General features: G+C 62.6%; 26 protein-coding genes, 1 tRNA gene and 1 pseudogene. 8 read left to right on the forward strand and 20 right to left on the reverse strand.

Annotated elements, in window-relative coordinates; all coding sequences use genetic code 11:
* The first annotated feature begins 7 nt into the window (after positions 1–7).
* On the forward strand, positions 8–481 hold the full coding sequence (locus N7607_RS15775) for a peroxiredoxin (protein WP_279867531.1): 474 nt from the start codon (positions 8–10) through the stop codon (positions 479–481).
* Positions 482–535: 54 nt separating this feature from the next.
* Here the strand turns inward: N7607_RS15775 and N7607_RS15780 are convergent, their stop codons facing one another.
* A complete protein-coding gene (locus N7607_RS15780; protein ID WP_279867532.1) occupies positions 536–775 on the reverse strand; it encodes a sulfurtransferase TusA family protein in 240 nt (79 codons plus the stop codon).
* A 100-nt stretch (positions 776–875) separates the two neighbouring features.
* Here N7607_RS15780 and N7607_RS15785 point away from each other — a divergent pair, with 100 nt between their 5' ends.
* On the forward strand, positions 876–2,306 hold the full coding sequence (locus N7607_RS15785; RefSeq protein ID WP_279867533.1) for a M48 family metalloprotease: 1,431 nt from the start codon (positions 876–878) through the stop codon (positions 2,304–2,306).
* A gap of 247 nt (positions 2,307–2,553) precedes the next feature.
* Here N7607_RS15785 and nadA read toward each other — a convergent pair whose 3' ends face one another.
* From nadA to aspS, 16 genes are all read right to left on the reverse strand, one after another.
* Positions 2,554–3,612, reverse strand: coding sequence for a quinolinate synthase NadA (gene nadA, locus N7607_RS15790; protein ID WP_279867535.1), 1,059 nt, complete (start codon positions 3,610–3,612; stop codon positions 2,554–2,556).
* Between the two features lie 108 nt (positions 3,613–3,720).
* Positions 3,721–3,796, reverse strand: a tRNA-Lys gene (locus N7607_RS15795).
* Positions 3,797–3,852: 56 nt separating this feature from the next.
* On the reverse strand, positions 3,853–4,527 hold the full coding sequence (gene queC / locus N7607_RS15800) for a 7-cyano-7-deazaguanine synthase QueC (protein WP_279867536.1): 675 nt from the start codon (positions 4,525–4,527) through the stop codon (positions 3,853–3,855).
* Between the two features lie 2 nt (positions 4,528–4,529).
* The gene (gene queE / locus N7607_RS15805) at positions 4,530–5,177 is read right to left on the reverse strand and encodes a 7-carboxy-7-deazaguanine synthase QueE (protein ID WP_279867537.1); all 648 of its coding nucleotides are present in this window, start codon (positions 5,175–5,177) and stop codon (positions 4,530–4,532) included.
* A 197-nt stretch (positions 5,178–5,374) separates the two neighbouring features.
* A complete protein-coding gene (gene ybgF / locus N7607_RS15810; RefSeq protein WP_137971399.1) occupies positions 5,375–6,187 on the reverse strand; it encodes a tol-pal system protein YbgF in 813 nt (270 codons plus the stop codon).
* Between the two features lie 6 nt (positions 6,188–6,193).
* Complete coding sequence (pal, locus tag N7607_RS15815; protein WP_043311502.1) at positions 6,194–6,691, reverse strand: peptidoglycan-associated lipoprotein Pal; 498 nt, start codon at positions 6,689–6,691, stop codon at positions 6,194–6,196.
* A 55-nt stretch (positions 6,692–6,746) separates the two neighbouring features.
* Positions 6,747–8,045, reverse strand: a complete 1,299-nt coding sequence (gene tolB, locus N7607_RS15820) for a Tol-Pal system beta propeller repeat protein TolB (RefSeq protein ID WP_279867539.1) — start codon at positions 8,043–8,045, stop codon at positions 6,747–6,749.
* On the reverse strand, positions 8,042–8,998 hold the full coding sequence (gene tolA, locus N7607_RS15825; protein WP_279867542.1) for a cell envelope integrity protein TolA: 957 nt from the start codon (positions 8,996–8,998) through the stop codon (positions 8,042–8,044). The genes tolB and tolA overlap by 4 nt, the downstream gene beginning before the upstream one ends.
* Positions 8,998–9,456 carry a protein TolR gene (tolR, locus tag N7607_RS15830; RefSeq protein ID WP_137971395.1) on the reverse strand — a complete coding sequence of 153 codons (459 nt, stop codon included), beginning with the start codon at positions 9,454–9,456 and terminating at the stop codon, positions 8,998–9,000. Before tolR ends, tolA begins: the two co-directional genes overlap by 1 nt.
* A gap of 10 nt (positions 9,457–9,466) precedes the next feature.
* Complete coding sequence (gene tolQ, locus N7607_RS15835; RefSeq protein ID WP_137972217.1) at positions 9,467–10,138, reverse strand: protein TolQ; 672 nt, start codon at positions 10,136–10,138, stop codon at positions 9,467–9,469.
* A 31-nt stretch (positions 10,139–10,169) separates the two neighbouring features.
* Complete coding sequence (ybgC, locus tag N7607_RS15840) at positions 10,170–10,613, reverse strand: tol-pal system-associated acyl-CoA thioesterase (protein WP_279867546.1); 444 nt, start codon at positions 10,611–10,613, stop codon at positions 10,170–10,172.
* A gap of 53 nt (positions 10,614–10,666) precedes the next feature.
* Positions 10,667–11,719: a Holliday junction branch migration DNA helicase RuvB gene (gene ruvB, locus N7607_RS15845; protein ID WP_279867549.1), complete on the reverse strand. Its 1,053-nt coding sequence runs from the start codon at positions 11,717–11,719 to the stop codon at positions 10,667–10,669.
* Between the two features lie 3 nt (positions 11,720–11,722).
* Positions 11,723–12,328: a Holliday junction branch migration protein RuvA gene (gene ruvA, locus N7607_RS15850; RefSeq protein ID WP_192397690.1), complete on the reverse strand. Its 606-nt coding sequence runs from the start codon at positions 12,326–12,328 to the stop codon at positions 11,723–11,725.
* Positions 12,329–12,346: 18 nt separating this feature from the next.
* The gene (gene ruvC / locus N7607_RS15855) at positions 12,347–12,871 is read right to left on the reverse strand and encodes a crossover junction endodeoxyribonuclease RuvC (protein ID WP_192397691.1); all 525 of its coding nucleotides are present in this window, start codon (positions 12,869–12,871) and stop codon (positions 12,347–12,349) included.
* Positions 12,872–13,005: 134 nt separating this feature from the next.
* Positions 13,006–13,755 (reverse strand): YebC/PmpR family DNA-binding transcriptional regulator, encoded by a 750-nt coding sequence (locus N7607_RS15860; RefSeq protein ID WP_279867554.1) that lies wholly within the window; start codon positions 13,753–13,755, stop codon positions 13,006–13,008.
* Positions 13,756–13,832: 77 nt separating this feature from the next.
* A complete protein-coding gene (gene aspS, locus N7607_RS15865) occupies positions 13,833–15,608 on the reverse strand; it encodes an aspartate--tRNA ligase (RefSeq protein ID WP_192397693.1) in 1,776 nt (591 codons plus the stop codon).
* Positions 15,609–15,869: 261 nt separating this feature from the next.
* Here aspS and N7607_RS15870 point away from each other — a divergent pair, with 261 nt between their 5' ends.
* The 5 genes and pseudogenes from N7607_RS15870 (at position 15,870) to N7607_RS15890 (ending at position 19,509) form a co-directional block, all read left to right on the forward strand.
* Positions 15,870–16,982: an HD domain-containing phosphohydrolase gene (locus tag N7607_RS15870; RefSeq protein ID WP_279867557.1), complete on the forward strand. Its 1,113-nt coding sequence runs from the start codon at positions 15,870–15,872 to the stop codon at positions 16,980–16,982.
* A 140-nt stretch (positions 16,983–17,122) separates the two neighbouring features.
* Entirely contained in the window at positions 17,123–17,593 is a 471-nt protein-coding gene (locus N7607_RS15875; RefSeq protein ID WP_192397695.1) for a Dps family protein, read from the forward strand.
* Between the two features lie 102 nt (positions 17,594–17,695).
* Positions 17,696–18,763: a diguanylate cyclase gene (locus tag N7607_RS15880; protein ID WP_279867559.1), complete on the forward strand. Its 1,068-nt coding sequence runs from the start codon at positions 17,696–17,698 to the stop codon at positions 18,761–18,763.
* 137 nt (positions 18,764–18,900) lie between these two features.
* A pseudogene (locus tag N7607_RS15885) lies at positions 18,901–19,176 on the forward strand (cold shock domain-containing protein membrane protein); the annotation flags it as partial.
* A 90-nt stretch (positions 19,177–19,266) separates the two neighbouring features.
* The gene (locus N7607_RS15890) at positions 19,267–19,509 is read left to right on the forward strand and encodes a cold-shock protein (protein WP_225592204.1); all 243 of its coding nucleotides are present in this window, start codon (positions 19,267–19,269) and stop codon (positions 19,507–19,509) included.
* Between the two features lie 45 nt (positions 19,510–19,554).
* Here N7607_RS15890 and N7607_RS15895 read toward each other — a convergent pair whose 3' ends face one another.
* Positions 19,555–19,761 (reverse strand): SlyX family protein, encoded by a 207-nt coding sequence (locus N7607_RS15895; protein WP_279867562.1) that lies wholly within the window; start codon positions 19,759–19,761, stop codon positions 19,555–19,557.
* Positions 19,762–19,764: 3 nt separating this feature from the next.
* Positions 19,765–20,190, reverse strand: coding sequence for an HIT domain-containing protein (locus N7607_RS15900; RefSeq protein ID WP_279867563.1), 426 nt, complete (start codon positions 20,188–20,190; stop codon positions 19,765–19,767).
* Positions 20,191–20,937: 747 nt separating this feature from the next.
* Here N7607_RS15900 and N7607_RS15905 point away from each other — a divergent pair.
* Positions 20,938–22,296, forward strand: coding sequence for an OprD family porin (locus N7607_RS15905; protein WP_257597508.1), 1,359 nt, complete (start codon positions 20,938–20,940; stop codon positions 22,294–22,296).
* A 71-nt stretch (positions 22,297–22,367) separates the two neighbouring features.
* On the opposite strand, the gene N7607_RS15910 is transcribed toward N7607_RS15905, so the two are convergent.
* Entirely contained in the window at positions 22,368–22,775 is a 408-nt protein-coding gene (locus tag N7607_RS15910) for a PaaI family thioesterase (RefSeq protein ID WP_279867652.1), read from the reverse strand.
* Positions 22,776–22,797 lie beyond the last annotated feature (22 nt).

The raw sequence follows: 22,797 nt of genomic DNA on the forward strand, positions 1-22,797 counted from the left end.
GTCCGAGATGGCCGTTTCCCTCGACCAGCCGGTCGCCGATTTCAGCGCCGCCGCCACCAGCGGCCAGCAGGTCAGCCTCAGCGCCCTCAAGGGCCAGCAAGTGGTGATCTACTTCTACCCCAAGGACAGCACCCCGGGTTGCACCACCGAAGGCCAGAGCTTCCGCGACCAGTACGCCGCCTTCCAGGCCGCCAATACCGTTGTCTTCGGCGTGTCGCGTGATGGCTTGAAGTCTCACGAAAATTTCAAGTGCAAGCAGGAATTCCCCTTCGAGCTGATCAGCGACAAGGATGAGACCGTGTGCCAGCTGTTCGATGTGATCAAGCTGAAGAAGCTCTACGGCAAGGAATACATGGGCATCGACCGCAGCACCTTCCTGATCGACGCCAACGGCTTGCTGCGCCGCGAGTGGCGTGGCGTGAAAGTGCCGGGCCATGTGGATGAAGTGCTGGCAGCGGCCCAGGCCCTGCACAAGGGCTGACTACGCCGAGACAAAAAAGGGCCGCTGATGCGGCCCTTTTTCATGGCGCTCGCTTCAGGCCTTCTTCAGCCAGTAGCGGAACACTCCAGCCTCTTCCTCCTCGCGCAGCAGCTCATGGCCGGCCAGCCGGGCGAAGGCGCGGAAGTCGCGCTGCGAGCCGGCGTCGGTGGCGGTCACCTTGAGCACCGCACCGCTAGCCAGGCGGTTGAGCTCCAGCTTGGCCTTGAGCAAGGGCAACGGGCAGTTCAGGCCGCAGGCGTCCAGCTCGGCGTCGCAGGCGGGGAAATCGGTCATGCAGTCTCTCCTCGAAGACCGGCAAGGATACCGCACAACCCTGGCCAGCAGAGCGGCGAGGCGGCTACAGTAAGGCCTTCGTTTGCCAAGAGCCCCGTGCATGACTCTTCTGCGCCCCTCCCTGCTCGCCCTCGCCTGCCTGGTGCTACCCGCCTTCGCCAGCGACCTGCCATCGCTCGGCGACTCCAGCTCGTCCATTGTCTCGCCGGAGCAGGAACACCGCCTCGGCCGCGCCTGGCTCAGCGTGCTGCGCGGCCAGGTCGACCAGCTCTCCGACCCGCTGCTCAAGGACTACGTGGAGACCAGCGTCTACCGCCTGGCCGAGACCAGCCAGCTGGAGGATCGGCGCCTGGAGTTCGTCCTGCTCAACAGCCCGCAGATCAACGCCTTCGCCGCGCCCGGCGGCATAGTCGGGGTCAACGGCGGCTTGCTGCTGCATGCTCAGACCGAGGCCGAATACGCCTCGGTCATGGCCCACGAACTGGCGCACCTGTCGCAACGCCACTTCGCCCGCGGCATCGAGGCCCAGCAACGCATGCAGGTACCGGTAATGGCTGCCATGCTCGCCGGTATCGTCGCCGCCGCAGCCGGCGCTGGCGATGCGGGCATCGCCACCATCATGGGCGCCCAGGCTGCGGCCATTCAGGAGCAGCGGCGCTTCTCCCGCCAGAACGAACAGGAGGCGGATCGCATCGGCCTGCTCAACCTGGAAAAGGCCGGCTACGACCCGCGCGCTATGCCGAGCATGTTCGAGCGCCTGATGCGCCAGTACCGCTATGACTCCAAGCCGCCGGAATTCCTCCTCACCCACCCGGTGACCGAATCGCGTATCGCCGACACCCGCAACCGCGCCGAGCAGTACCCGGCCAAGGGGGTCGAGGACAGCCTGCGCTACCAGCTGATGCGCGCGCGCACCCAGCTGATGTTCGAAGAGACTCCGGGCATCGCCGCCAAGCGCTTCCGCGCCATGCTCGACGGCAACCCCAAGCTGGATGCCGCCCGCTACGGCCTGGCCCTGGCGCAGATCAAGGCCGGCCGCCCCGAGGAGGCGCGCAAGGACCTCAACGAACTGCTGGCCAAGGCGCCCGACGAGCTGATCTACAACCTGGCGATGATCGACCTGGACGAGAACGCCAAGCGCCTGGGCGACGCCCGCCAGCGCGTCGAGCGCATGCGCAGCCTGTACCCGGACAGCTATCCGCTGGAGCAAGCGCGCATCGACCTGATGCTCAAGCAGAACCAGACCAAGGAAGCCGAGGCCGCCCTCGACCAGTTGCTCAAGCAACGCGACAACGATCCGGACGTCTGGTACCAGGTCGCCGAAGTGCGCGGCCTGACACGCAACATCATCGGCCTGCACCAGGCCCGCGCCGAGTTCTTCGCCCTGGTCGGCGACTACGATCAGGCCCTGGAACAGCTCGACCTGGCCAAGCGCCGCGCCAGCAGCAACTTCCCCCTGGCCTCGCGCATCGACGCGCGCCAGCAGGAGCTGATGGAAGAGAAACGCGCACTGGACAAGATGATGCGCTGAGCGCAGTAACGAAGAAGCCCGGCAGTGCCGTAATGCTGTTCACTTAAGAAAAACGCCACGACCTGCTTGCCAAGTCGTGGCGTTTTTTCTGGTTGGGATGATCTGTAGGAGCGAGCTCTGCTCGCGAATCAGGCCAAAGAGCTTCGCGAGCAGAGCTCGCTCCTACGCCAGGGGGCGCTACTCTCCCCAGAAACCCTAAGTGAACAGCATTACGGCACTGCTGGGCTTTTTCATGAATGCTTGCCGGTCAGGCGTTGCCAGCCAGCTTCAGCCGCGCAGCCTGAGTGAAATCGAGCATGCGCTTGAGCGGCTTGATCGCCCGCGGAATCAGCGCCGGCTCCACCAGGATCTCGTTGCTGCCCTCGCGCAGGCACTGCAGGGTGCGCTGCAGGGTATTCATCGCCATCCACGGGCAATGCGCACAGCTTCGGCAGGCCGCGCCGTTGCCGGCAGTGGGAGCCTCGACGAAGACCTTGTCCGGGCACAGCTGCTGCATCTTGTAGAAGATGCCGCGGTCGGTGGCGACGATGAAGGTCTTGTTCGGCAGGGTCTGCGCGGCCTTGATCAGTTGGCTGGTGGAGCCCACCGCATCGGCCAGCTCGATTACCGCCTCGGGCGACTCGGGGTGGACCAGGATGGCAGCGTCCGGATAGAGCGCCTTCATGTCCTCCAGCTGCTTGGCCTTGAATTCCTCGTGGACGATGCAGGCACCGTCCCACAGCAGCATGTCGGCGCCGGTCTCGCGCTGGATGTAGCGGCCCAGGTGCTGATCCGGGGCCCAGAGGATCTTCTCGCCGTTGTCCATCAGGCTCTCGACAATCTCCAGCGCGCAGCTGGAAGTCACCACCCAGTCGGCACGCGCCTTCACCGCCGCCGAGGTGTTGGCATACACCACCACGGTGCGATCGGGATGCTGGTCGCAGAACGCCGAGAACTCGTCCACGGGGCAGCCCAGGTCGAGCGAGCAGGTAGCCTCCAAAGTCGGCATCAGCACGCGCTTTTCCGGGTTGAGGATCTTCGCCGTCTCGCCCATGAACTTGACCCCGGCCACCAGCACGGTCTGTGCCTCGTGCTGATTGCCGAAGCGGGCCATCTCCAGGGAGTCGGAGACGCAGCCACCGGTTTCCTCGGCCAGGGCCTGGATCACCGGGTCGCAGTAATAGTGGGCCACCAGCACGGCGTTCTGCTTCTTCAGCTCGGCGGCGATCTCGCTGCGATAGAAGGCTTCTTCGTCCGGCGTCAACGACGTGGGCTGTTTGGCGTCGAGGTGAGCCTGAACCAACAGGCGTTCGGAAATCTGGGTCATGTCATCAGGCTCTGAATATGCTTTCAGTGCGGTCGATTATACCCACCAGGAGTTCTGGCGAGAGCGTTCTGATGGGGAGTATGCGAGGAGGTGACGCGAAGGAGGGAGTGGTGGGTCGTGTAGGATTCGAACCTACGACCAATTGGTTAAAAGCCAACTGCTCTACCGACTGAGCTAACGACCCAACGCGGAGCGCATGATACTGATTTGATTCAGAAAATCAACACTCCACGAAAAATTTTAGGTGTAACGGGTCGGGTCCGCCACTCCAGCCGCGGTAAAACCGGCGGCGCGCAGGCGACAGCTGTCGCACTTGCCGCAGGCGCGACCGTCATCATCGGCCTGATAGCAGGACACCGTCAGCCCATAGTCCACACCATGCTGCAGGCCAATCTGCACAATCTGCGCCTTGCTCAGGTTCTGCAGCGGCGCCTGGATACGGAAGCCACTGCCCTCCACGCCCTCGCGAGTCGCAAGATTGGCCACCCGCTCGAAGGCGGCGATGAACTCGGGGCGGCAATCCGGGTAACCCGAGTAGTCCACCGCGTTGACGCCGATGAAGATGTCATGGGCGCCCAGCACTTCCGCCCAGCCCAGGGCCAGGGAGAGGAACACGGTGTTACGTGCCGGCACGTAGGTGATCGGGATGCCCTCGGTCGGGCCCTCGGGCACGGCGATGGAGCTGTCGGTCAGTGCCGAACCGCCGATACCATTGAGGTTGAGGCCGATCACCTTGTGCTCGACCACGCCCAGCTGGCGCGCCACGCGCTCGGCGGCCTGCAGTTCAGCGCGGTGGCGCTGTCCATAGTCGAAGCTCACGCTGTAGCAGGCAAACCCGGCGGCCTTGGCCTGGGCCAGAATGGTGGCCGAATCGAGGCCGCCCGAGAGTAGCACCACGGCTTTCTTGTCAGTCATGTTCAGTGCCCCGGCTCGTCGTTCCACAGAATCTTGTGCAGCTGCAGCTGGAAGCGCACCGGCAGGTTGTCGGCGACTATCCAGTCGGCCAGATCGCGTGCACTCACCTGCTGGTGGCTGGGCGAGAAAAGCACTTCGCCGGCGCGCTCGTCTAGGCGGTACTCGATCAGCTTGCTCACGGCCCAGTCGTAGTCCTCACGCGAGCAGATGACGAACTTGACCTGATCGTTGCGGGTCAGCTCGGCCATGTTGCTGTAGAGATTGCGCGAGACTTCCTTGGAACCAGGAGTCTTCAGATCGACCACACGACTGACGCGCTTGTCGGTCGGGGCGATATCGATGGCGCCGCTGGTTTCCAGGGATACCTGGTAGCCGGCATCGCACAGACGCTGCAGCAGCGGGACGCAGTTGGGCTGGGCCAGCGGCTCGCCACCGGTCACGCAGACATAACGCGGCTTGTAGCTGGCCACCCGCTCGAGGATGGCGTCCAGGCTGGTGATCTCGCCGCCGCTGAAGGCGTAGGCGGTGTCGCAGTACTGGCAGCGCAGCGGGCAGCCAGTGAGGCGGACGAAAACCGTGGGCAGGCCACTGGTAAGCGTCTCGCCCTGCAACGAGTAGAAAATCTCGGTAATGCGCAGGGTTTCTTGCATATGAGCACCGGGCGTGACGGCTAAACAGGCCATCCGCCTCCGTTGCGGGTGATTCGGGGCGGCGATTCTAAACAAAAAAATTTCCGGGAGAAATTTTTAACGTCGCGCAGGCGACGACCCGCAGGGTGGCTGCCAGGGATGGCAGTCATAAAAAACCCGCGACTAGCGCGGGCTTTCTGACCAGCAGGGCTGGCGAATCAAGGCAGGCGTTGCAGGTCGCGCTGGGCCAGCTGGGCCGCCGAAGAACCAGGGTACTGAGCGATCAGCTGCTGCAGGATGCCCTTGGCGCGGTCGGTATTGCCCATGCGTTGCTCGACATCGGCCAGCTTGAACAGCGAATCCGGCACCTTGGCGTGGGTCGGGTAGTTGGCCGCGACCAGGGCGAAGGCCTTGCCGGCTTCCTGCAGGTTTCTATTGGTCAGATTGATCTCGCCCAGCCAGTACTGGGCGTTGCCGGCGTACTGGCTCTGCGGGTACTTGCGCAGGAAGGCATTGAAGGCCTGGGCGGCCCTGTCGAAGTCCTTGGCCTTGATCAGGTCGAAGGCAGCGTCGTAATACAGCTTTTCCTTCGCCGGGTCGGCCGGTTCGTTGCTGGCTGCCGGAGCCTGCTGGGCAGGGGCAGCGGGGTTGCCGGCGGCGTTGATCGCGCCATCGGCCGGGGGATTCTGTGCGGGCGCTTGCGCACCGGCGGCACCACCTTGCAGGCGGCTGTCGATGTCCTGATAACGGGCATCGCCTTCTTGCTTGAGACGCTGGATCTCGTTTTGCTGCTCTTCGAGCATGCCACGCAGTTGGGCTATCTCGTCCTGCATCTGCTGCAGTTGCATGAACAACTGGCCCTGCGCCGTGGCCGGGGCTTGCGCCCCGCCCCCGGCATAGGCGCCACTCGTACCATAACCCACCGGCGGATAGCTGCTACCGGAGCTGCCATCCACCACGGGAACCTCGGCCACGGCCGCGAGCGGCAGGGCGAGCACCAGAGAGGTCAGGATACGAGGGCACTTACGCATGGCAAATTACTTGCGCAGTTCGACGCGGCGGTTCTGAGCCCAGGAGGACTCGTCGCTGCCGGTAGCAACCGGACGCTCTTCACCATAGGAAACCAGTTCCAGCTGAGCCGGGGAAACGCCCTGCAGTACCAGGTAGCGCTGAACGGCCTTGGCACGACGCTCGCCCAGAGCCATGTTGTACTCGCGGGTGCCGCGCTCGTCGGTGTGGCCTTCCAGAACGACGCGAGCGCCGTTGCCTTTCAGGTCCTTGGCGTGTACGTCCAGAGCGCGCATGGCTTCCGGCTTCAGGTCGGAGCTGTCGTACTCGAAGTAGAAGGTAGTGATGGCGCGCAGAGCGGCTTCTTCGCTCAGAGCACCGTCAACGCCGCTGCCGCCAGCGTTGTAGCCAGCGTTCGGGTCAACAGCGCCTTCGCCGGAAGCGTCGCCGCCTTTGGACGAGCAACCAACAGCCACGGCCAGAGCCAGGCTCAGAGCGGCAAATTTGCCAAATTTCAGCATTTCCATGGTGTAGCTCCTAATGATTTCTAGGTGTGTTTACAGCAGAAAGTGTTTTACCGCATCAGTTCAGGAAGGGAGACCAGGAAGGTTCCCGGACATCACCTTGAGCGGTGGGAATCGGGAGCCTGACGCGCCCGTTGGTGGACACGAGCATCAGCACTCCCCGGCCCTGCTGGCGGGTGGCGTAGATTAGCATGGTGCCATTGGGCGCAACAGTGGGCGAGTCGTCCAGGCTGGTCTCGGAAAGGATGCGCAGGCGGCTGGTCACCAGGTCCTGAGCGGCCACCTTGAAGTTGGTGAAACCGTCCTGACGGTGGATCATCACCAGGGTCTTCTCGTCAGCCGAGAGCTTCGGGTTGGCGTTGTAGTTGCCGGTGAAGGTCACGCGCTGGGCGGCACCGCCGTGGATGCTCTGCTTGTAGATCTGCGGCTTGCCGGCGCGGTCGCTGGTGAAGTACAGGGTCTGCCCGTCCTTGCCCCAGAACGGCTCGGTTTCGATCGAACCGGAATTGGTCACGCGCTGGATATTGCGCGAGCCCAGGTCCATCACGTAGATCTCCGGGTTACCGTCCTTGGACAGCACGAAGGCCAGGCGATTACCGTCCGGCGAGAAGGCCGGGGCGCCATTGAGACCTTCGAAGTTGGTCAGCTGCTCGCGGCGGCCGGTGTCGATGTGCTGCATGAAGATGCGCGGGCGACGCTGCTCGAAAGACACATAGGCGATGCGACGGCCGTCCGGCGCATAGCGCGGCGACAGGATCGGCTCGCGCGACTGCAACAGGGTCACGCCACGGGCACCGTCATAGTCGGAGCGCTGCAGGGTGTAACGGGTGTTGTTCACGCCGAAACGCTCGGCGGTGACGTAGAGCATTTTGGTGGAGAAGGCGCCCTTGATACCGGTGAGCTTCTCGAAGGCCTGATCGGCGACATGGTGCGCCATGTCGCGCAGTTGGTCCGGAGTACCGCCAACGGTACCGGCCACCACCTGCTGCTGGGTCGCCACGTTGAACAGGGCGAACTGCACCTGCAGACGGCCGCCGTTTGGCACGATGCTACCGACCATCACGTACTGGGCGCCCAGGGCCTGCCAGTCGCGGTAGATGATCTCGGCCGCCGAGGTCGGCAGACTGATCATGTTCTGCCGCGGGATCGGCTCGTACATGCCGCTGTTGCGCAGGTCGTTGCCGATGACGGTGGACATGTCTTCGGGCAGCACGGTGCCGCCCTGCCAGCCGAAAGGCACCACGGCGATGGGGATGGCGCGGTCGCTACCACTGGTTACCACCAACGGGTCCGCTGCCTGCACGCTGCCAACCAGCAGCGCCATACCCAGCAGGGCGATACGAATCAAGGTATTCACAGAGACAAATCCTCCGGTTTGAAAATCATCCGCCGCTGACGGTACATGGCGTTAAAGGTTGCACTATCCAGCTGCTGCATCTCGGGAATACGAACGACGTTCTTGACTGCAGCCACAGCAGAACTGTCGAAGGGCGCGTCGCCACTGGAACGGGTGACAGAAGCATTGACGATAGTGCCATCGGGCAGCATCTGAATCATTACCTCGACACTCATGCCGTTGCGCGCCGACGGTGGACGCTGCCACTGCTCGCTGACCAGCTTGATGATCAGGTCGTCGAGGCTGCCCGCCACTTGATCGCCCACCTCGTCGGCCAGCGCTTGCTGACGCTCGGTGGTATCACCCAGCAACTCAGCAAGCGCCTGGGCCTTTTTGTCCTCGGCGGCCTTACGCGCGGCCTCCTGAGCCTTTTTCTTCTTGGCAGCCTCGGCAGCCGCCTTTTTCTTCTTGGCGTCTTCCGCAGCTTTCTTCTTCGCCTGCTCAGCCGCCTTCTTGCGGGCCTCTTCGGCAGCGGCTTTCTTCTTCTCTTCCTCAGACTTCTTCTTGGCGATATCGGCCTGCTTCTTCTGCTCGGCCTTCTTCGCCTCTTCAACTTTCTTGGCTTCGGCCTGCTTCTTCGCCTCAGCCTGTTTGGCCGCCTCGGCTTTCTTTTGTTCCGCCGCTTCTTGCTTCTGCTGCTCTTCCTTCTTGGTTTCCAGCTGCTCCACCTCGTACTGGCGAGCCTTGGTTTTCTGCGCTTCGCCGGCAATCTTCTGATTGGTCTGGGTGGTCGCCTGACTCTGGGATTTCAGCTGGTACAAGGTTGCCTGGACGATAGGTCTGGCTGGCGGTAGCTCAGGAGCAAAGTGGAAGCTGACAAACAGCATGGCGAACATCAGGGCGTGCAGAGCCACGGCCCAGACGGTTGGCCAAAAATAACTTTCCGATGAGGAGCGAACGCTCTGCTGCTGCATCAAGGCGCCTCGGTGATCAGCCCGACGTTGCCGACACCAGCCTCTTGCAGGCCACCCATCACGGCCATCACCGAGCCATAGTCGACCGCCTTGTCGCCACGCACGAAGACCTGGACTTTCTTACCCTGGCCGGCGTTCTGGCTCATGATCGCGCTCACCGTCTGCACCAGCGCCGGCAACGCGGTAGCGGTCTCGCTGGCCTTGCTCTGGTCCGGATCGACCTCGTCGCCCATGTTCCAGTAGTAGGTCTTGTCGGCCTTGATCGAGATGGTCAGCACGCGGGAGTTATTGTCCTGCGGCAGCACCTCGCTGGAGACCTTGGGCAGGTCGACCTTGACGCCCTGGTTGAGCATCGGCGCGGTCACCATGAAGATCACCAGCAGCACCAGCATCACGTCGATATATGGCACGACGTTCATCTCGGCGACCGGCTTGCGTCTGTTGCGAATTCTGGCCATGGGCTGAGCCTCAGTCCTCGCTGGTGTGCACTTTGCGGTGCAGGATCGCCTGGAACTCGTCGGCAAAGGTGTAGTAACGGCTGATCAGGCGATCGCCTTGCGCCGAGAAGCGGTTGTAGGCAATGACTGCAGGGATCGCAGCGAACAGACCGATAGCCGTAGCAATCAGCGCCTCGGCGATGCCCGGTGCCACGGTGGCCAGGGTGGCCTGCTGCACCTGAGCCAGGCCGCGGAAGGAGTTCATGATGCCCCACACGGTACCGAACAGACCGATGTAGGGGCTGGTGGAGCCGACGGTGGCGAGGAACGGCAGGCTGGTTTCCAGCTTCTCTTCCTCACGCGAGATGGCCACGCGCATAGCGCGGGCCACGCCGTCCATCACCGCATCCGGATCGACGCCGGACTGCTGACGCAGGCGGGAGAACTCCTTGAAGCCGGCGCGGAAGATCTGCTCGACGCCGCAGTCCGGGTCCGGATTGCTGCCGGCCTGGCGATACAGCTTGGACAGGTCGATGCCGGACCAGAAGCGTTCCTCGAACACTTCCAGCGACTTCTTCGCCGCTCGCAGCATGGTGCTGCGCTGGAAGATCATGATCCAAGACACCACCGAGGCGGCAACCAGGGTCAGCATGACCAGCTGCACCACGAAACTGGCGTTGCTGATCAGGCTCCACATCGACATATGGTCAACGGCGTTGGCTGTTGCTTCCACGCTACTCTCCTGCTGTGACTTGACCCATGCCGGCGAAGGCTGCGCGCAGCGCTTCGGGAATGGCACGGGGCTTCAAATTGTCGGTGCGCACACAGGCCACCACGAACTGCCCCTCGCAGAGCAGTGCCTCATCCGTTGCCCGCCGTACCTGTTGACGAAAGCGCAGGCTGGCACGGTTCAACTCGATTACCTCGGCAGTGATAAAAAGTTCGTCATCCAGCTTGGCAGGCGCGTGATAGCGCGCCTCGGCGGAATGCACGACGAACAACAGGTTCTCGCTAGCGAGCTGCGACTGGGCAAAACCCAGACTGCGCAGGCACTCGGTACGAGCCCGCTCCATGAACTTGAGGTAATTGACGTAGTAGACGATGCCGCCGGCGTCGGTGTCCTCGTAATACACCCGACATTTGAGGGCAAAAGGCTGGGCCTCGTTTTGCGCGCGCATACTCTAGTGTTTACTCCTGGCCTTGCCAATCCGGGCAAGCCCTTGTTTTGCAACTATTCGTCGCTGCCGGTGAAAAGGTCGGCAGTGGGTGGTTCGGACAGGCGCTTGGGCAGATTGAGCCCGAAATGCAGATAGGCATGTCGGGTCACCACCCTACCCCGTGGGGTACGCATGATATAGCCCTGCTGGATCAGGTACGGCTCGAGCACGTCCTCGATGGTGCCGCGCTCCTCGCCAATGGCGGCAGCCAGATTGTCGATACCGACCGGGCCGCCGTCGAACTTGTCGATCATCGCCAGCAGTAGACGTCGGTCCTGGTGGTCGAAGCCACGCTCATCGACATCCAGCATGTTCAGCGCCTGGTCGGCGATGCCACGACTGATCTGACCACCGGCACGCACCTCGGCGAAGTCGCGCACCCGGCGCAGCAAGCGGTTGGCGATACGCGGCGTACCACGGGCACGGCGAGCGATCTCGAAGGCGCCTTCCGAATCGATATGCAGGCCGAGAATACCGGCCGAGCGGCTGACGATGGTGGCCAGGTCCTGGCTGGAGTAGAACTCCAGGCGCTGGACGATGCCGAAGCGATCGCGCAGCGGGTTGGTCAACATGCCGGCGCGAGTGGTAGCGCCGACCAGAGTGAAAGGCGGAAGGTCGAGCTTGATCGAGCGGGCCGCAGGACCCTCGCCGATCATGATGTCGAGCTGGAAGTCCTCCATGGCCGGATACAGCACTTCCTCGACCACGGGCGAGAGGCGGTGGATCTCGTCGACGAACAGCACATCGCCGGCTTCCAGGTTGGTCAGCAGCGCGGCCAAATCGCCCGGGCGCTCCAGCACCGGGCCGGAAGTACTCTTGATCGATACGCCCATCTCCTGGGCGATGATATTGGCCAGGGTGGTCTTGCCCAGGCCGGGCGGGCCGAAGATCAGCGTGTGATCGAGGGCCTCCTGACGATTCTTGGCAGCCTGAATGAACAGCTCCATCTGCTCGCGCACCACTGGCTGGCCGACGTACTCGGCCAGCTTGAGCGGGCGAATGGCGCGGTCCTGCTGCTCGTCGCGGTCGCGACTGCTGGCAGTTATCAGGCGGTCGGCGTCTATCACTTCTTACACCATTCCTTTCAGGGCACGACGGATCAGCTCTTCGCTGGAAAGCCCTTCTTCCTGCACGGCCGCCACGGCCTTGCTGGCCTCCTGCGGCTTGAAGCCGAGGGATATCAGCGCGCTCACGGCGTCGCTCTCGGCGCTTGAGACTGCCACGCCGGCACGAGGTTCCACCACCAGCGGCGCGATGGACGGCATGCTTTCCCAGGCCTTGAAGCGATCCTTGAGCTCCACCAGCAGACGCTCGGCGGTCTTCTTGCCGACACCGGGGATCTTCACCAGGGTCGAAGTGTCCTGAGCCTGTACGCAGCGCACCAGCTCGTCCACCTCCAGGCCGGACATCAGCGCCAAGGCCAGTTTGGGGCCGACACCATTGAGCCGAATCAACTCACGGAACAGCTCTCGCTCGCGCTTCTCGGCGAAGCCGTAGAGCAGATGAGCGTCCTCGCGCACCACCAGGTGGGTGTGCAGCGTCACCGGTTGGCCCAGGGCCGGCAGGCGATAGAGGGTGGTCATCGGCACTTCCAGCTCGTAGCCGACACCGTTGACGTCGAGGATCAGGTGCGGCGGCTGCTTCTCCGCCAGGGTGCCCTTCAGGCGTCCGATCACGAATTGGTTTCCTTCTGGTTACAGGCGCAGCCGCCCGCTGCGCCGCTTGGCGCCGAGCAGGCCGTGGGGAATCAGGCTCTGCCGGTGGTGAGCATGGCAGAGGGCGATGGCCAGGGCGTCGGAGGCGTCGATCTGCGGTTTCTGCGTCAGCTTGAGCAGGTGCATCACCATCATCATCACCTGCTGCTTGTCGGCGCCGCCGGTTCCGGCGATGGCCTGCTTGACCTGGCTGGCGGTGTATTCATTGACGTCCAGCCCAGCCTCGATACTGGCGACTATGGCTGCGCCGCGGGCCTGGCCGAGCTTGAGCGCGGAGTCGGCGTTCTTCGCCATGAACACCTGCTCGATGCCCATGGTCACCGGGCCGTGCAGGCGAATCACCTCGCTGACACCGCGAAATACCACCTGCAGGCGCTCGGCGAGTGAGCCATCACCCGTACGGATACAACCGGAGGCGACGTACTCGCAGCCGCGCCCGGTATCGCGCACCACACCGTAGCCGGTGATGCGTGAGCCGGGGTCGATGCCAAGGATCAGGGTCATGCAGCGTTGCGCTCCGCGAGCCGGCCGAGCCGACACACTGTCTATTTATCCAGCCGCGAGTATACGGAGCGGCGCACATATAAAAAAGCCGGAAGCGCGCGAGGCGACTTCCGGCTTTGGCCGATGGATCGAAATCAGTCCAACTGCTCCATGATCTCGTCGGAGATTTCCGCGTTGTGGTAGACGTTCTGCACGTCGTCCAAGTCCTCGAGCATGTCGATAAGCTTGAGCACCTTCTTGGCGGTCTCCAGGTCAGCGATCGGCGCCATGGTCGAGGGAATCATCGCCACCTCGGCCTCCTCGCCCTTGAAGCCCGCAGCGGTCAGCGCCTCGTTGACCGCGAGGAAGTCGGAGAAGCTGGTTGACACCATGGCCGAACCGTCCTCCCCCATCTCGACATCGTCGGCGCCGGCCTCCAGGGCCGCCTCCATCAACGCATCCTCGCTCACGCCCGGGGCGAAGCTGATCTGCCCCTTGCGCTCGAACATGTAGGCCACCGAACCGTCGGTGCCGAGGTTGCCGCCGCACTTGGTGAAGGCGTGGCGCACGTCGGCGGCGGTGCGATTGCGGTTGTCGGTCATGGCCTCGACGATGATCGCCACGCCACTGGGCGCGTAACCCTCGTAGCTCAGCTCGATCATGTTGTCGGCTTCGGTGTTGCCGGCGCCGCGGGCGATGGCACGGTCGATCACGTCACGCGACATATTGGCCGTAAGAGCTTTATCGACCGCCAGGCGCAGGCGCGGGTTGTCCGCCGGCACGCCACCGCCATGCTTGGCGGCCACGGTCAGCTCACGAATCAGCTTGGTGAAGATCTTGCCGCGCTTGGCGTCCTGGCGACCCTTGCGGTGCTTGATGTTGGCCCATTTGGAATGACCGGCCATAACTCACTCCGTTTCTTTCGGTTTTGTAGTGCCTGAAATGCAAGGAGCCTGGCATGCCAGGCTCCTGTTGCTACCGCTTACTCAGCCTTGGGTTGTTCGCGCAGGCGGATATGCAGCTCGCGCAGCGCCTTGGCATCGACGATGCCCGGGGCCTGGGTCATGACGCAGGCCGCGCTCTGGGTTTTCGGGAAGGCGATCACTTCACGAATCGAGCTGGCGCCGGTCATCAGCATCACCAGGCGATCCAGGCCGAAGGCCAGGCCACCATGGGGCGGAGCACCGAACTTCAGGGCGTCGAGCAGGAAGCCGAACTTCTCCTGCTGCTCGTCTTCGCTGATGCCGAGCACGCGGAACACGGTCTGCTGCATGGCCTTGTCGTGGATACGGATCGAACCGCCACCCAACTCGGTACCGTTGAGCACCATGTCGTAGGCACGGGACAGGGCCGCGGCCGGGTTGGCCTCCAGCTCTTCCGGGGTGCACTTCGGCGCGGTAAACGGGTGGTGCATGGCGGTCAGGCTGCCATCGTCGTTTTCCTCGAACATCGGGAAGTCGACGACCCACAGCGGCGCCCACTCGCAGGTGAGCAGGTTGAGGTCGTGGCCGACCTTGATGCGCAGCGCGCCAAGAGCATCGCAGACGATCTTGGCCTTGTCGGCGCCGAAGAACACGATGTCGCCATCGACGGCGCCAACGCGGTCGAGGATGACCTTGAGGTTGTCTTCCGGGATGAACTTGACGATCGGCGACTGCAGGCCCTCGACGCCCTTGGCGCGCTCGTTGACCTTGATGTAGGCCAGGCCCTTGGCGCCGTAGTTGCCGACGAACTTGGTGTAGTCGTCGATCTGGCTACGCGGCATGGAAGCAGCACCCGGCACGCGCAGGGCAGCGACGCGGCCCTTCGGATCGTTGGCCGGGCCGGAGAACACCTTGAACTCGACGCCCTGCAGCTGATCGGCGACGTCTACCAGCTCCAGCGGAATACGCAGGTCCGGCTTGTCGGAACCGAAGCGACGCATGGCTTCGGCCAGAGTCATGTGCGGCAGCTCGCCGAATTCCAGGCCCAGCACTTCCTTGAACAGGTTGCGGATCATGGTCTCGGTGATGCCCATGATGTCGCTTTCATCGAGGAAGCTGGTCTCGATGTCGATCTGCGTGAATTCCGGCTGACGGTCGGCACGCAGGTCTTCGTCGCGGAAGCACTTGGCGATCTGGTAGTAGCGGTCGAAGCCGGCCACCATCAGCAGCTGCTTGAACAGTTGCGGCGACTGAGGCAGGGCGAAGAAGCTGCCGGCGTGGGTGCGACTTGGCACCAGGTAGTCGCGCGCGCCTTCCGGAGTGGCACGGGTCAGGATCGGGGTTTCGACGTCGAGGAAGCCGTTGTCGTCGAGGTAGCGGCGGATGCTGCTGGTGATGCGCGAACGCAGCTTCAGCTTCTCGGCCATTTCCGGACGACGCAGGTCGATGAAGCGATAGCGCAGGCGGGTTTCCTCGCCCACGTCGGTGTATTCGTTGAGCGGGAACGGCGGGGTTTCCGCCTCGTTGAGCACCTGCAGCTCGTAGCCCAGCACCTCGATGGCACCGGACGCCATGTTGGCGTTGCGCGCGCCCTCGGGACGCAGACGCACCTTGCCGGTGATCTTCACCACGTATTCGCTGCGGACGCGGTCGGCTTTGGCGAAGGTCTCGGCACGATCCGGGTCGAATACCACCTGGGCCAGGCCTTCACGGTCGCGGATGTCGAGGAAGATCACACCACCATGGTCGCGACGGCGGTGAACCCAGCCGCAAAGGGTGATTTCCTGGCCGTCCAGGCTCTCGTTCAACTGGCCGCAATAGTGGCTGCGCATCATGGTCGTGGTTCGCTTCTCTAGATCAGTCTTGAATTCGTACCCGGCCGGCCCGGGCATGTTTCCGCCGGATAGCGGCGGACATTTTCTTCAATTCGGAGGGGAAACCGCAGGAAAACGCGATCAAAGGCGCTACAGCGCCGCGATCGATGCGCTTCCGCATCCGGAGACAAGGGGCGCGATTATATAGGGTTAATCGCCCCCTTGCAGCCCACCGCCCGCGGCCTTTCTATACTGAGAGTCCAGCCCAGCGGAGACCGCCCCATGGCCTTAGCCCGCCCCGCCGATGTTCCCAGTGATCTGCTGGAGGAATTTCGCCTCGATACCGCCGATCACCTGCCGCGCTGCGAGCAGCTGTTGATCGAACTGGAACGCCACCCACAGGACGGTACGCGCCTGCGCGAACTGTTTCGCCTGGTGCACACCATTAAGGGCAGTCTCGGCCTGGTGGAGCTGAACCACCTGCTTCCGCTGCCGCAGGCCATGGAGGATGTGCTCGACCGTCTGCGTGAAGGCAGCCTGCAATTCGACAGTCTGCTCGGCGACATCCTGCTGCTCAGTCTGGACCAGCTGCGCAACCTGATCGAGGCCGCCCTGGGCCGGGCTGCGAACCCTGATCCGGGGCAGATCGCCAGCCAGTGCCAGGCCCTCCAGGCCCTGGCCGCCGCTCCCGCGTCGCGGCAGACCGAGATTCGCCGCACACTGCTGCAGCACCTGGCACCGGAGACCCGCCTGCAGCCGGTCGAAGTTGGCCACGGGCAGATTCCGCAACTGCTCGCCGACTACGGAATAGAAGTAGACGCCGACCTGCTGTTCTTCATCGAGCTGATGACCACCAGCGAGCACCGCTCGCCATTCTGGCACGGCCGCGGACTGCGCCTGCTCGACCTGGCGCTGGGCATGAACGAGGTTGCCGACCGGCCGGTGGAGCCCGCACAACTGGCTGCGGCGGTATGCCTGCACGACCTCGGCATGGCCTTTCTACCGCTCGACCTGCTGCACAAGGAAAGCGAGCTGAGCCGCGAGGAGCGGCGGCAGATGCAATCCCACCCACGCCAGGCCTGCGAGCTGCTCAAGCGCATGCCGGCCTGGAACACGGCGAGCGAGATCATCCTGCAGCATCAGGAGCATGCCGACGGCAGCGGCTACCCCAAAGGCCTGCGCGAGACGGAAATCCACCCCGGCGCCCTGCTGCTGAACATCGCCGACACCTTCGACGCCCGCACCCACGAGCGCGCCCACCAGACCATGAGCAAGCGCCCGCGCCTGCGCGCCATCCTGGAGATCAACAACCTGTCGGGCATGCAGTTCAGCGGCTACTGGGTCGAAGTATTCAACCGCACCCTGCAACTGCATCCGGAACTAGCACACCGGTAACAGACGGAACCGCCAGCGCGCTCATAGTCTCCAAGCATCGCCTTCATTGACATAGAACGGACGGGCAAACGCGGCCCCTGTGATAGGCTCGGAACCATCACGGGGAACGTCTACCCCGGCCACCTGAGAGGAGTAAAGGTATGGAAATCAATATTGGCATCGCCGAACAGGACCGCGCCGCTATCGCCGAAGGACTGTCGCGCCTGCTGGCGGACACCTACACCCTGTATCTGAAGACCCACAACTTCCACTGGAACGTCACCGGCCCGATGTTCAACACCCTGCACCTGATGTTCGAGGCGCAGTACACCGAACTGGCACTGGCCGTGGACTCCATCGCCGAACGTATCCGCGCCCTCGGCTTCCCGGCGCCCGGCACTTACGCCGCCTATGCCCGCCTGTCCTCGATAAAAGAAGAGGAAGGCGTGCCGAGCGCCGAGGACATGATCAAGCTGCTGGTCCAGGGCCAGGAAGCGGTGGTGCGCACCGCCCGCGGCATCTTCCCGCTGCTGGACAAGGTCAGCGACGAGCCAACCGCAGACCTGCTGACCCAGCGCATGCAGGTGCACGAAAAAACCGCCTGGATGCTGCGCAGCCTGCTGGCCGCCTGATCGCCCATACGCAAAAAAGGCCCGGCTAGACCGGGCCTTTTGCTAGGCGAAGCGCCCACAGCTACTCTATCCTTTGCCTTTCCCCATACCCCAGTGACGCGCATGAGCCAGCAGCCGAAAGCCCCCTCCATTCTCGAGCTTTACCCCGAAGAGACTCGCGAGGCCGCCGATCTGCTCAAGCAGGCCGTGCCACACATGGTGCGTCACGACATTCCGCCGAACCCGGTGCACTACGCACTCTGGTACAGCTACTGCAAAGGCTCCGACCCCGAGCTGAACCGACGGCTGGAAAAGGCCATCAAGGACTTCTCCAGCTTTCCGCCCGAGACGGCGGTCAAGCTGTTCCGCGACTTCATCATCCGCGGTGAACTGGAAGACGCCCGCGCCGGCCAGCATCAGGTTATCGAACTGGTGGACGATATCGAGGGTGACGTGCAGCGCAGCGTCAGCGGCAGCCAGCACTATCAGGCCAGCCTGTCCCAGGGACTTGCGGCCCTGCAGGAGCCGATAGTCGACGACCTGCCCAGCGTGCTCAACGAACTGCAGCTGAGCACCCAACAGATGCAGGACCAGCAGGAAAAATTCCTCTACCGCCTGCGCTCGGCCCAGGCCGAAATCCAGAATCTGCGCGGTCAGTTGGAGCGCGCCCAGGCCGCCGCGACTCTGGACAGCCTGACCCATGTTTTCAATCGCCACGCCTTCACCCGTCTGCTGGAACAGGCCCTGGCCGGAGACATCAAGGGCCTGGCCCTGGTCATGCTGGATATCGACCACTTCAAGCAGTTCAACGACCAGTACGGACATCCTCTGGGTGATCGCGTGCTGCAGCATGTCGGTCAGTTGCTGCGCGAATTGCTGCCGGCACGCGGCGTGGCCGCACGCTATGGCGGCGAAGAGTTCTGCGTGATCCTGCAGGACTGCTTCGACCTTGGCACCGCTGGCGACTTCGCCGAGCAGCTGCGCCTGAGGATCCAGGCCCTGCGCGTCAAGGTGCGCAGCACCGACAAGGTACTCGACACCATCACCGCCTCATTCGGCTTGGCCTTGGCCGAGATGGGCGACACCTTCGACAGCCTGGTCACCCGGGCAGACGATGCGCTCTACCAGGCCAAACGCAACGGCCGCAACCAGATCCACCCGCCCACCCCGGAAGCAGCGCTAAGCGCTTGATTTGAGCCGACATCCTCTTTGCGGTTAAATACTCGCCGTGCCGCATTGCTGCGGCATAGGCGAAGCGCGTTGCCCATCCACCGGGCTTGCGACTCCGCTCCTCTGATAGCCATTTCGAACAAGCGAGTTCATTGACCATGTTGAAAATCGTTCACCTGATAACAGGCGGCGGCGCCCTGCTGCTGTCCTTCGCCCCCAGCCTGCGCAGCGAAACGCTGCCCTACCTGCAACAACCCGACGCGATCTATCTGGCACTGTTCGGCCTGACCAACCTGCTGCTGGCGCCCCTGCTGCCGGTGCGCCATGAGGGTGTCCGCAACCAGCTGCAAGCCCTGGTATCGGCCCTGCTGGTATTCGCCAGCGTACTGCAGGCACTGATCCTGCTCGCCCCGCTGGCACAGATCGGCAATCAACCCGCCATCTCACTGAGTCTGGCCACCCTGCTGGCTGCCGCCCTGCTGCATCTGGCCATCAATCTGGGCAAACGCAGCCCGCGAATCGCCATGCCCCGTCGCGACCTCGACGACAGCCGCGAGACCGGCACCGTCAAGTGGTTCAACACCTCCAAGGGCTTCGGCTTCATTTCCCGCGACATCGGCGACGACATCTTCGTGCACTTCCGCGCCATTCGCGGCGAGGGCCACCGCGTCCTGGTCGAAGGTCAGCGTGTGGAGTTCTCGGTGATGCAACGCGACAAGGGCCTGCAGGCCGAAGACGTGATAGTCGCCCTGCCCGGCCAACGCTGAATAAATGCGTATAAAAAAGCCCGCTGATGCGGGCTTTTTTTGGGCTCAGTAATGAGGCGGCGGCGCATCGCCCTCGGCGATACCGAACTGGCCGACCATCTCTTCCTGGCGACGGGCCAACATGGCAACCTGCTGTTGCAGGCGCTCGATATCCCGCTGCTGCGCTACCACTACGTCATTCAGCGCCGCGATGGTGTCGTCCTGGAAGGCCAGTCGACTCTCCAGCTCGATGACACGCTCCTCCAGCTCCATCGCTCAAGCCTCCGCAAACTGGAAATCATTGGTGAGCACCAGACGCAGGCGCTCGCGAATCGAGGCCACCTCGCCGGCCTCATAGGCACGCGCCGGATGCCGCCCCCAGACAGGAGCTGGCCAGGCCTGATCCTCACGACGACGCACGATCACATGCATGTGCAGCTGGCTGACCACGTTGCCCAACGTGGCGACATTCATCTTGTCGGCAACGAAGGCATCCTTGAGGGTCTCCGCCAGGCGAGTGGTTTCCAACCAGAGCTGCTGTTGATCGGCAGTATTCAGCTGGAACAGTTCACTGACCGCCTCGCGACGCGGCACCAGAATGAACCAGGGGTAATTGGCATCGTTCATCAGCAGCAGGCGACAGAGCGGAAAATCCCCCATGACCAGGGTGTCCTGCTGTAAACGGGAATCAAGGCTGAACATCTGAGCTTCCTCCGGACCAGACCCAACGGCCGCGCAGCATAGCGGGATGGCCAGCGCAATTCATCTTCAGCGACTCGCTCACTGCGCCAAGATGATGCGCATGAACTCCCCGAGCGAACCAGATGACAGCCTAAAGTGTGGCCAAGCCTCGGCAGCAAAGAGGAGCGAGAGTTTTCCGCTCCAAAAGCGGGCACTCTCAAATCGGCAGCGCCCACAAATTGAACAAGCGCACAGGCAAAAACGTTACCGACGAGTAAATTCCACCTGCAGCAATGGCTCACGGTAACGATCGGACGCCTGCCCTATAAAGAAAATGATCCCATCGAGAGCAGGCTCGCCTGCTGTAGGGCCCATGAAAAGGGACTTGTAGCCGTGAGCCCACCCCGGAGAGAGCCAAAGAAAGAAACTTTCCATGGTTGATTAGCATTTTGTGCATGGAAGTTGCTTTAGGAGGAGCACCGTCAGCGTCGGCACGTTTCGAGCTGCCTGCAAAGCCCTAAGCGATTGGATTTGCAGTCTTTTCAGAACAAGCCGGAGCGCGGGACTGAAGACGACAAAACCTACAAAATTGCGACGTCAAAAATGCAGATTTGCGACGCGCACAGAGAGAACTTGTAGGGAATCAATGATATCTGTCGCCAACTTAAGTCACCGTGCTATAAGTTAGCGCCGACACAAAAAGAAAGAGCCGCCCAGAAAACAAGACAATGGGCAGCACAAATCTTCTAAACCAAAGGAGCAATCACAATGCAAGTGATGAAGTGGAGCGCCCTGGCTCTGGCCGTGACCGCCGGTACCACCCAACTGGCTTTCGCCAGCGCACAGTCCGAGTCCAAGGGCTTTGTTGAAGACAGCAGCTTCGACGTTCTGAACAAGAACTACTTTTTGCACCGCGATTTCCGCAACAATGGCGCAGGCAACGGAGGTAGCGCTGACGATCAGAACTATCGCCAAGAGTGGGCCCACGGCATTACCGCTCTCTACGAGTCGGGCTTTACCGTAGGCACTGTAGGCTTCGGCGTAGATGCACACGGCATGCTGGGCATCAAGCTCGATAGCGGCCGCGGCACTACAGGCACCGGCCTGCTACCGATCGACAGCGACGGTCGTGCGGAAGACGAATACTCCCAAGCTGGCGGCGCAGTTAAGGTTCGTGTTTCCAACACCACCCTCAAGTACGGCAATCTGATGCCAACCGCCCCGGTCTTCGCCACAGGCACCGCACGCCTGTTCCCTGGCACCGCAGAGGGCTTCCAGGTTCTGAGCAGCGAAATCGAAGGCCTCAACATTGACGCTGGCCATTTCACTTCTATTCGTGACGGTAGCCTTTCCACTAATCGCGACGGCGAAATCACTCTTGCCTATGCCGGCAGCATTGATGCACAGAGCGTTGACTACCTCGGCGGCTCCTATGCAATCAACGAAAACCTGAGCGTAAGCCTGTACGGCTCTGAGCTGGAAGACATCTGGCGCCAGTATTACAGCAACGTCAACTACAACATTCCGCTCAGCGACAGCCAGGCCCTGAATTTCGACTTCAACATCTATCGCACTAACGACGAAGGTAGTGCGCTGGCTGGCGATATCGATAACACCACCTGGTCTCTGGCCACCGCGTATAGCATTGGCGCCCACAAGATCACCCTCGCCCATCAGCAAGTGCACGGCGATGAGCCGATGGACTACATCTCGATGGACGGCGGCAACTATGGCGACTCGATCTTCCTGAACAACTCGGTTCAGTACTCCGACTTCAACGCCCCTGGCGAGAAGTCTTGGCAACTCCGCTACGATCTCGACATGGCTACTTTCGGCGTACCAGGCCTGAGCTTCATGGCCCGATACATTACCGGCAGCGATGTTGATGGCACCGATGCCGATCCGACCGGCGCCTATGCTGGCGCCTACGGCAACGATGGCAAAGAGTGGGAGCGCGATCTGGAAGTCAAGTATGTGGTACAGGAAGGCGCCGCTAAGGATCTGTCTATTCGCGTTCGCCACGCCACCTGGCGCAGCAACAACGACATGAGCTGGAACTACTCCGGCGGCTCCAGCGCTTTGGACGAAGTTCGCGTGATCACCGAGTACCCGCTGGACATCCTGTAATGTCCTAGCGGTACAGCATGTGAAAAAGGAACCCGGCCTAGGCCGGGTTCTTTTTTATCTGTCATCGCATCTTATTGCGGCAGCGCATAGGTCCCGGTGACATGCGCCACCAGCTCACCCTCCTCGCCTTGCGAGTAGAGCTGCACCTCGCATACCGCCTGGCGCCGCGACAGGCGCAGAATGCGCGCCTCGGCAATCAGGTCCACCGGCTTGGGCCGAGCCAGGAAGTTAATATTGAGATTGGCCGTCACCGCCATCTCCACCCGCCCGAGCCGCCCCAGCACCACCGCATACATGGCCGCATCGGCCAGCGACATGATGGTCGGCCCCGACAGTGTTCCACCCGGCCGCACCAGCTTGCCTTGAAAAGGCACGCGCGCCACCGCCAGATTGGCATCGAGACGGTCGATGCACAGGTCGATATCCTCGGCCATTGGCACTCCAGCGCGGATCAGCGCCTGCACCTGGCCAGCGGTCAGTTCCGCCATCCTCAACTCCCGG

Source organism: Pseudomonas sp. GD04019, from assembly GCF_029837695.1.
In the GTDB taxonomy this organism is placed as follows: Bacteria; Pseudomonadota; Gammaproteobacteria; order Pseudomonadales; family Pseudomonadaceae; genus Aquipseudomonas.

What these genes read in the sequence shown, in the direction of transcription:
- N7607_RS15775 (WP_279867531.1), top strand. Translation starts at nt 8, where the DNA reads ATGGCCGTTTCCCTCGACCAGCCGGTCGCCGATTTCAGCGCCGCCGCC.
- N7607_RS15780 (WP_279867532.1), bottom strand. Translation starts at nt 775, where the DNA reads ATGACCGATTTCCCCGCCTGCGACGCCGAGCTGGACGCCTGCGGCCTG.
- N7607_RS15785 (WP_279867533.1), top strand. Translation starts at nt 876, where the DNA reads ATGACTCTTCTGCGCCCCTCCCTGCTCGCCCTCGCCTGCCTGGTGCTA.
- nadA (WP_279867535.1), bottom strand. Translation starts at nt 3,612, where the DNA reads ATGACCCAGATTTCCGAACGCCTGTTGGTTCAGGCTCACCTCGACGCC.
- queC (WP_279867536.1), bottom strand. Translation starts at nt 4,527, where the DNA reads ATGACTGACAAGAAAGCCGTGGTGCTACTCTCGGGCGGCCTCGATTCG.
- queE (WP_279867537.1), bottom strand. Translation starts at nt 5,177, where the DNA reads ATGCAAGAAACCCTGCGCATTACCGAGATTTTCTACTCGTTGCAGGGC.
- ybgF (WP_137971399.1), bottom strand. Translation starts at nt 6,187, where the DNA reads ATGCGTAAGTGCCCTCGTATCCTGACCTCTCTGGTGCTCGCCCTGCCG.
- pal (WP_043311502.1), bottom strand. Translation starts at nt 6,691, where the DNA reads ATGGAAATGCTGAAATTTGGCAAATTTGCCGCTCTGAGCCTGGCTCTG.
- tolA (WP_279867542.1), bottom strand. Translation starts at nt 8,998, where the DNA reads ATGCAGCAGCAGAGCGTTCGCTCCTCATCGGAAAGTTATTTTTGGCCA.
- tolR (WP_137971395.1), bottom strand. Translation starts at nt 9,456, where the DNA reads ATGGCCAGAATTCGCAACAGACGCAAGCCGGTCGCCGAGATGAACGTC.
- tolQ (WP_137972217.1), bottom strand. Translation starts at nt 10,138, where the DNA reads ATGTCGATGTGGAGCCTGATCAGCAACGCCAGTTTCGTGGTGCAGCTG.
- ybgC (WP_279867546.1), bottom strand. Translation starts at nt 10,613, where the DNA reads ATGCGCGCGCAAAACGAGGCCCAGCCTTTTGCCCTCAAATGTCGGGTG.
- ruvC (WP_192397691.1), bottom strand. Translation starts at nt 12,871, where the DNA reads ATGACCCTGATCCTTGGCATCGACCCCGGCTCACGCATCACCGGCTAC.
- N7607_RS15860 (WP_279867554.1), bottom strand. Translation starts at nt 13,755, where the DNA reads ATGGCCGGTCATTCCAAATGGGCCAACATCAAGCACCGCAAGGGTCGC.
- aspS (WP_192397693.1), bottom strand. Translation starts at nt 15,608, where the DNA reads ATGATGCGCAGCCACTATTGCGGCCAGTTGAACGAGAGCCTGGACGGC.
- N7607_RS15870 (WP_279867557.1), top strand. Translation starts at nt 15,870, where the DNA reads ATGGCCTTAGCCCGCCCCGCCGATGTTCCCAGTGATCTGCTGGAGGAA.
- N7607_RS15875 (WP_192397695.1), top strand. Translation starts at nt 17,123, where the DNA reads ATGGAAATCAATATTGGCATCGCCGAACAGGACCGCGCCGCTATCGCC.
- N7607_RS15880 (WP_279867559.1), top strand. Translation starts at nt 17,696, where the DNA reads ATGAGCCAGCAGCCGAAAGCCCCCTCCATTCTCGAGCTTTACCCCGAA.
- N7607_RS15890 (WP_225592204.1), top strand. Translation starts at nt 19,267, where the DNA reads ATGCCCCGTCGCGACCTCGACGACAGCCGCGAGACCGGCACCGTCAAG.
- N7607_RS15895 (WP_279867562.1), bottom strand. Translation starts at nt 19,761, where the DNA reads ATGGAGCTGGAGGAGCGTGTCATCGAGCTGGAGAGTCGACTGGCCTTC.
- N7607_RS15900 (WP_279867563.1), bottom strand. Translation starts at nt 20,190, where the DNA reads ATGTTCAGCCTTGATTCCCGTTTACAGCAGGACACCCTGGTCATGGGG.
- N7607_RS15905 (WP_257597508.1), top strand. Translation starts at nt 20,938, where the DNA reads ATGCAAGTGATGAAGTGGAGCGCCCTGGCTCTGGCCGTGACCGCCGGT.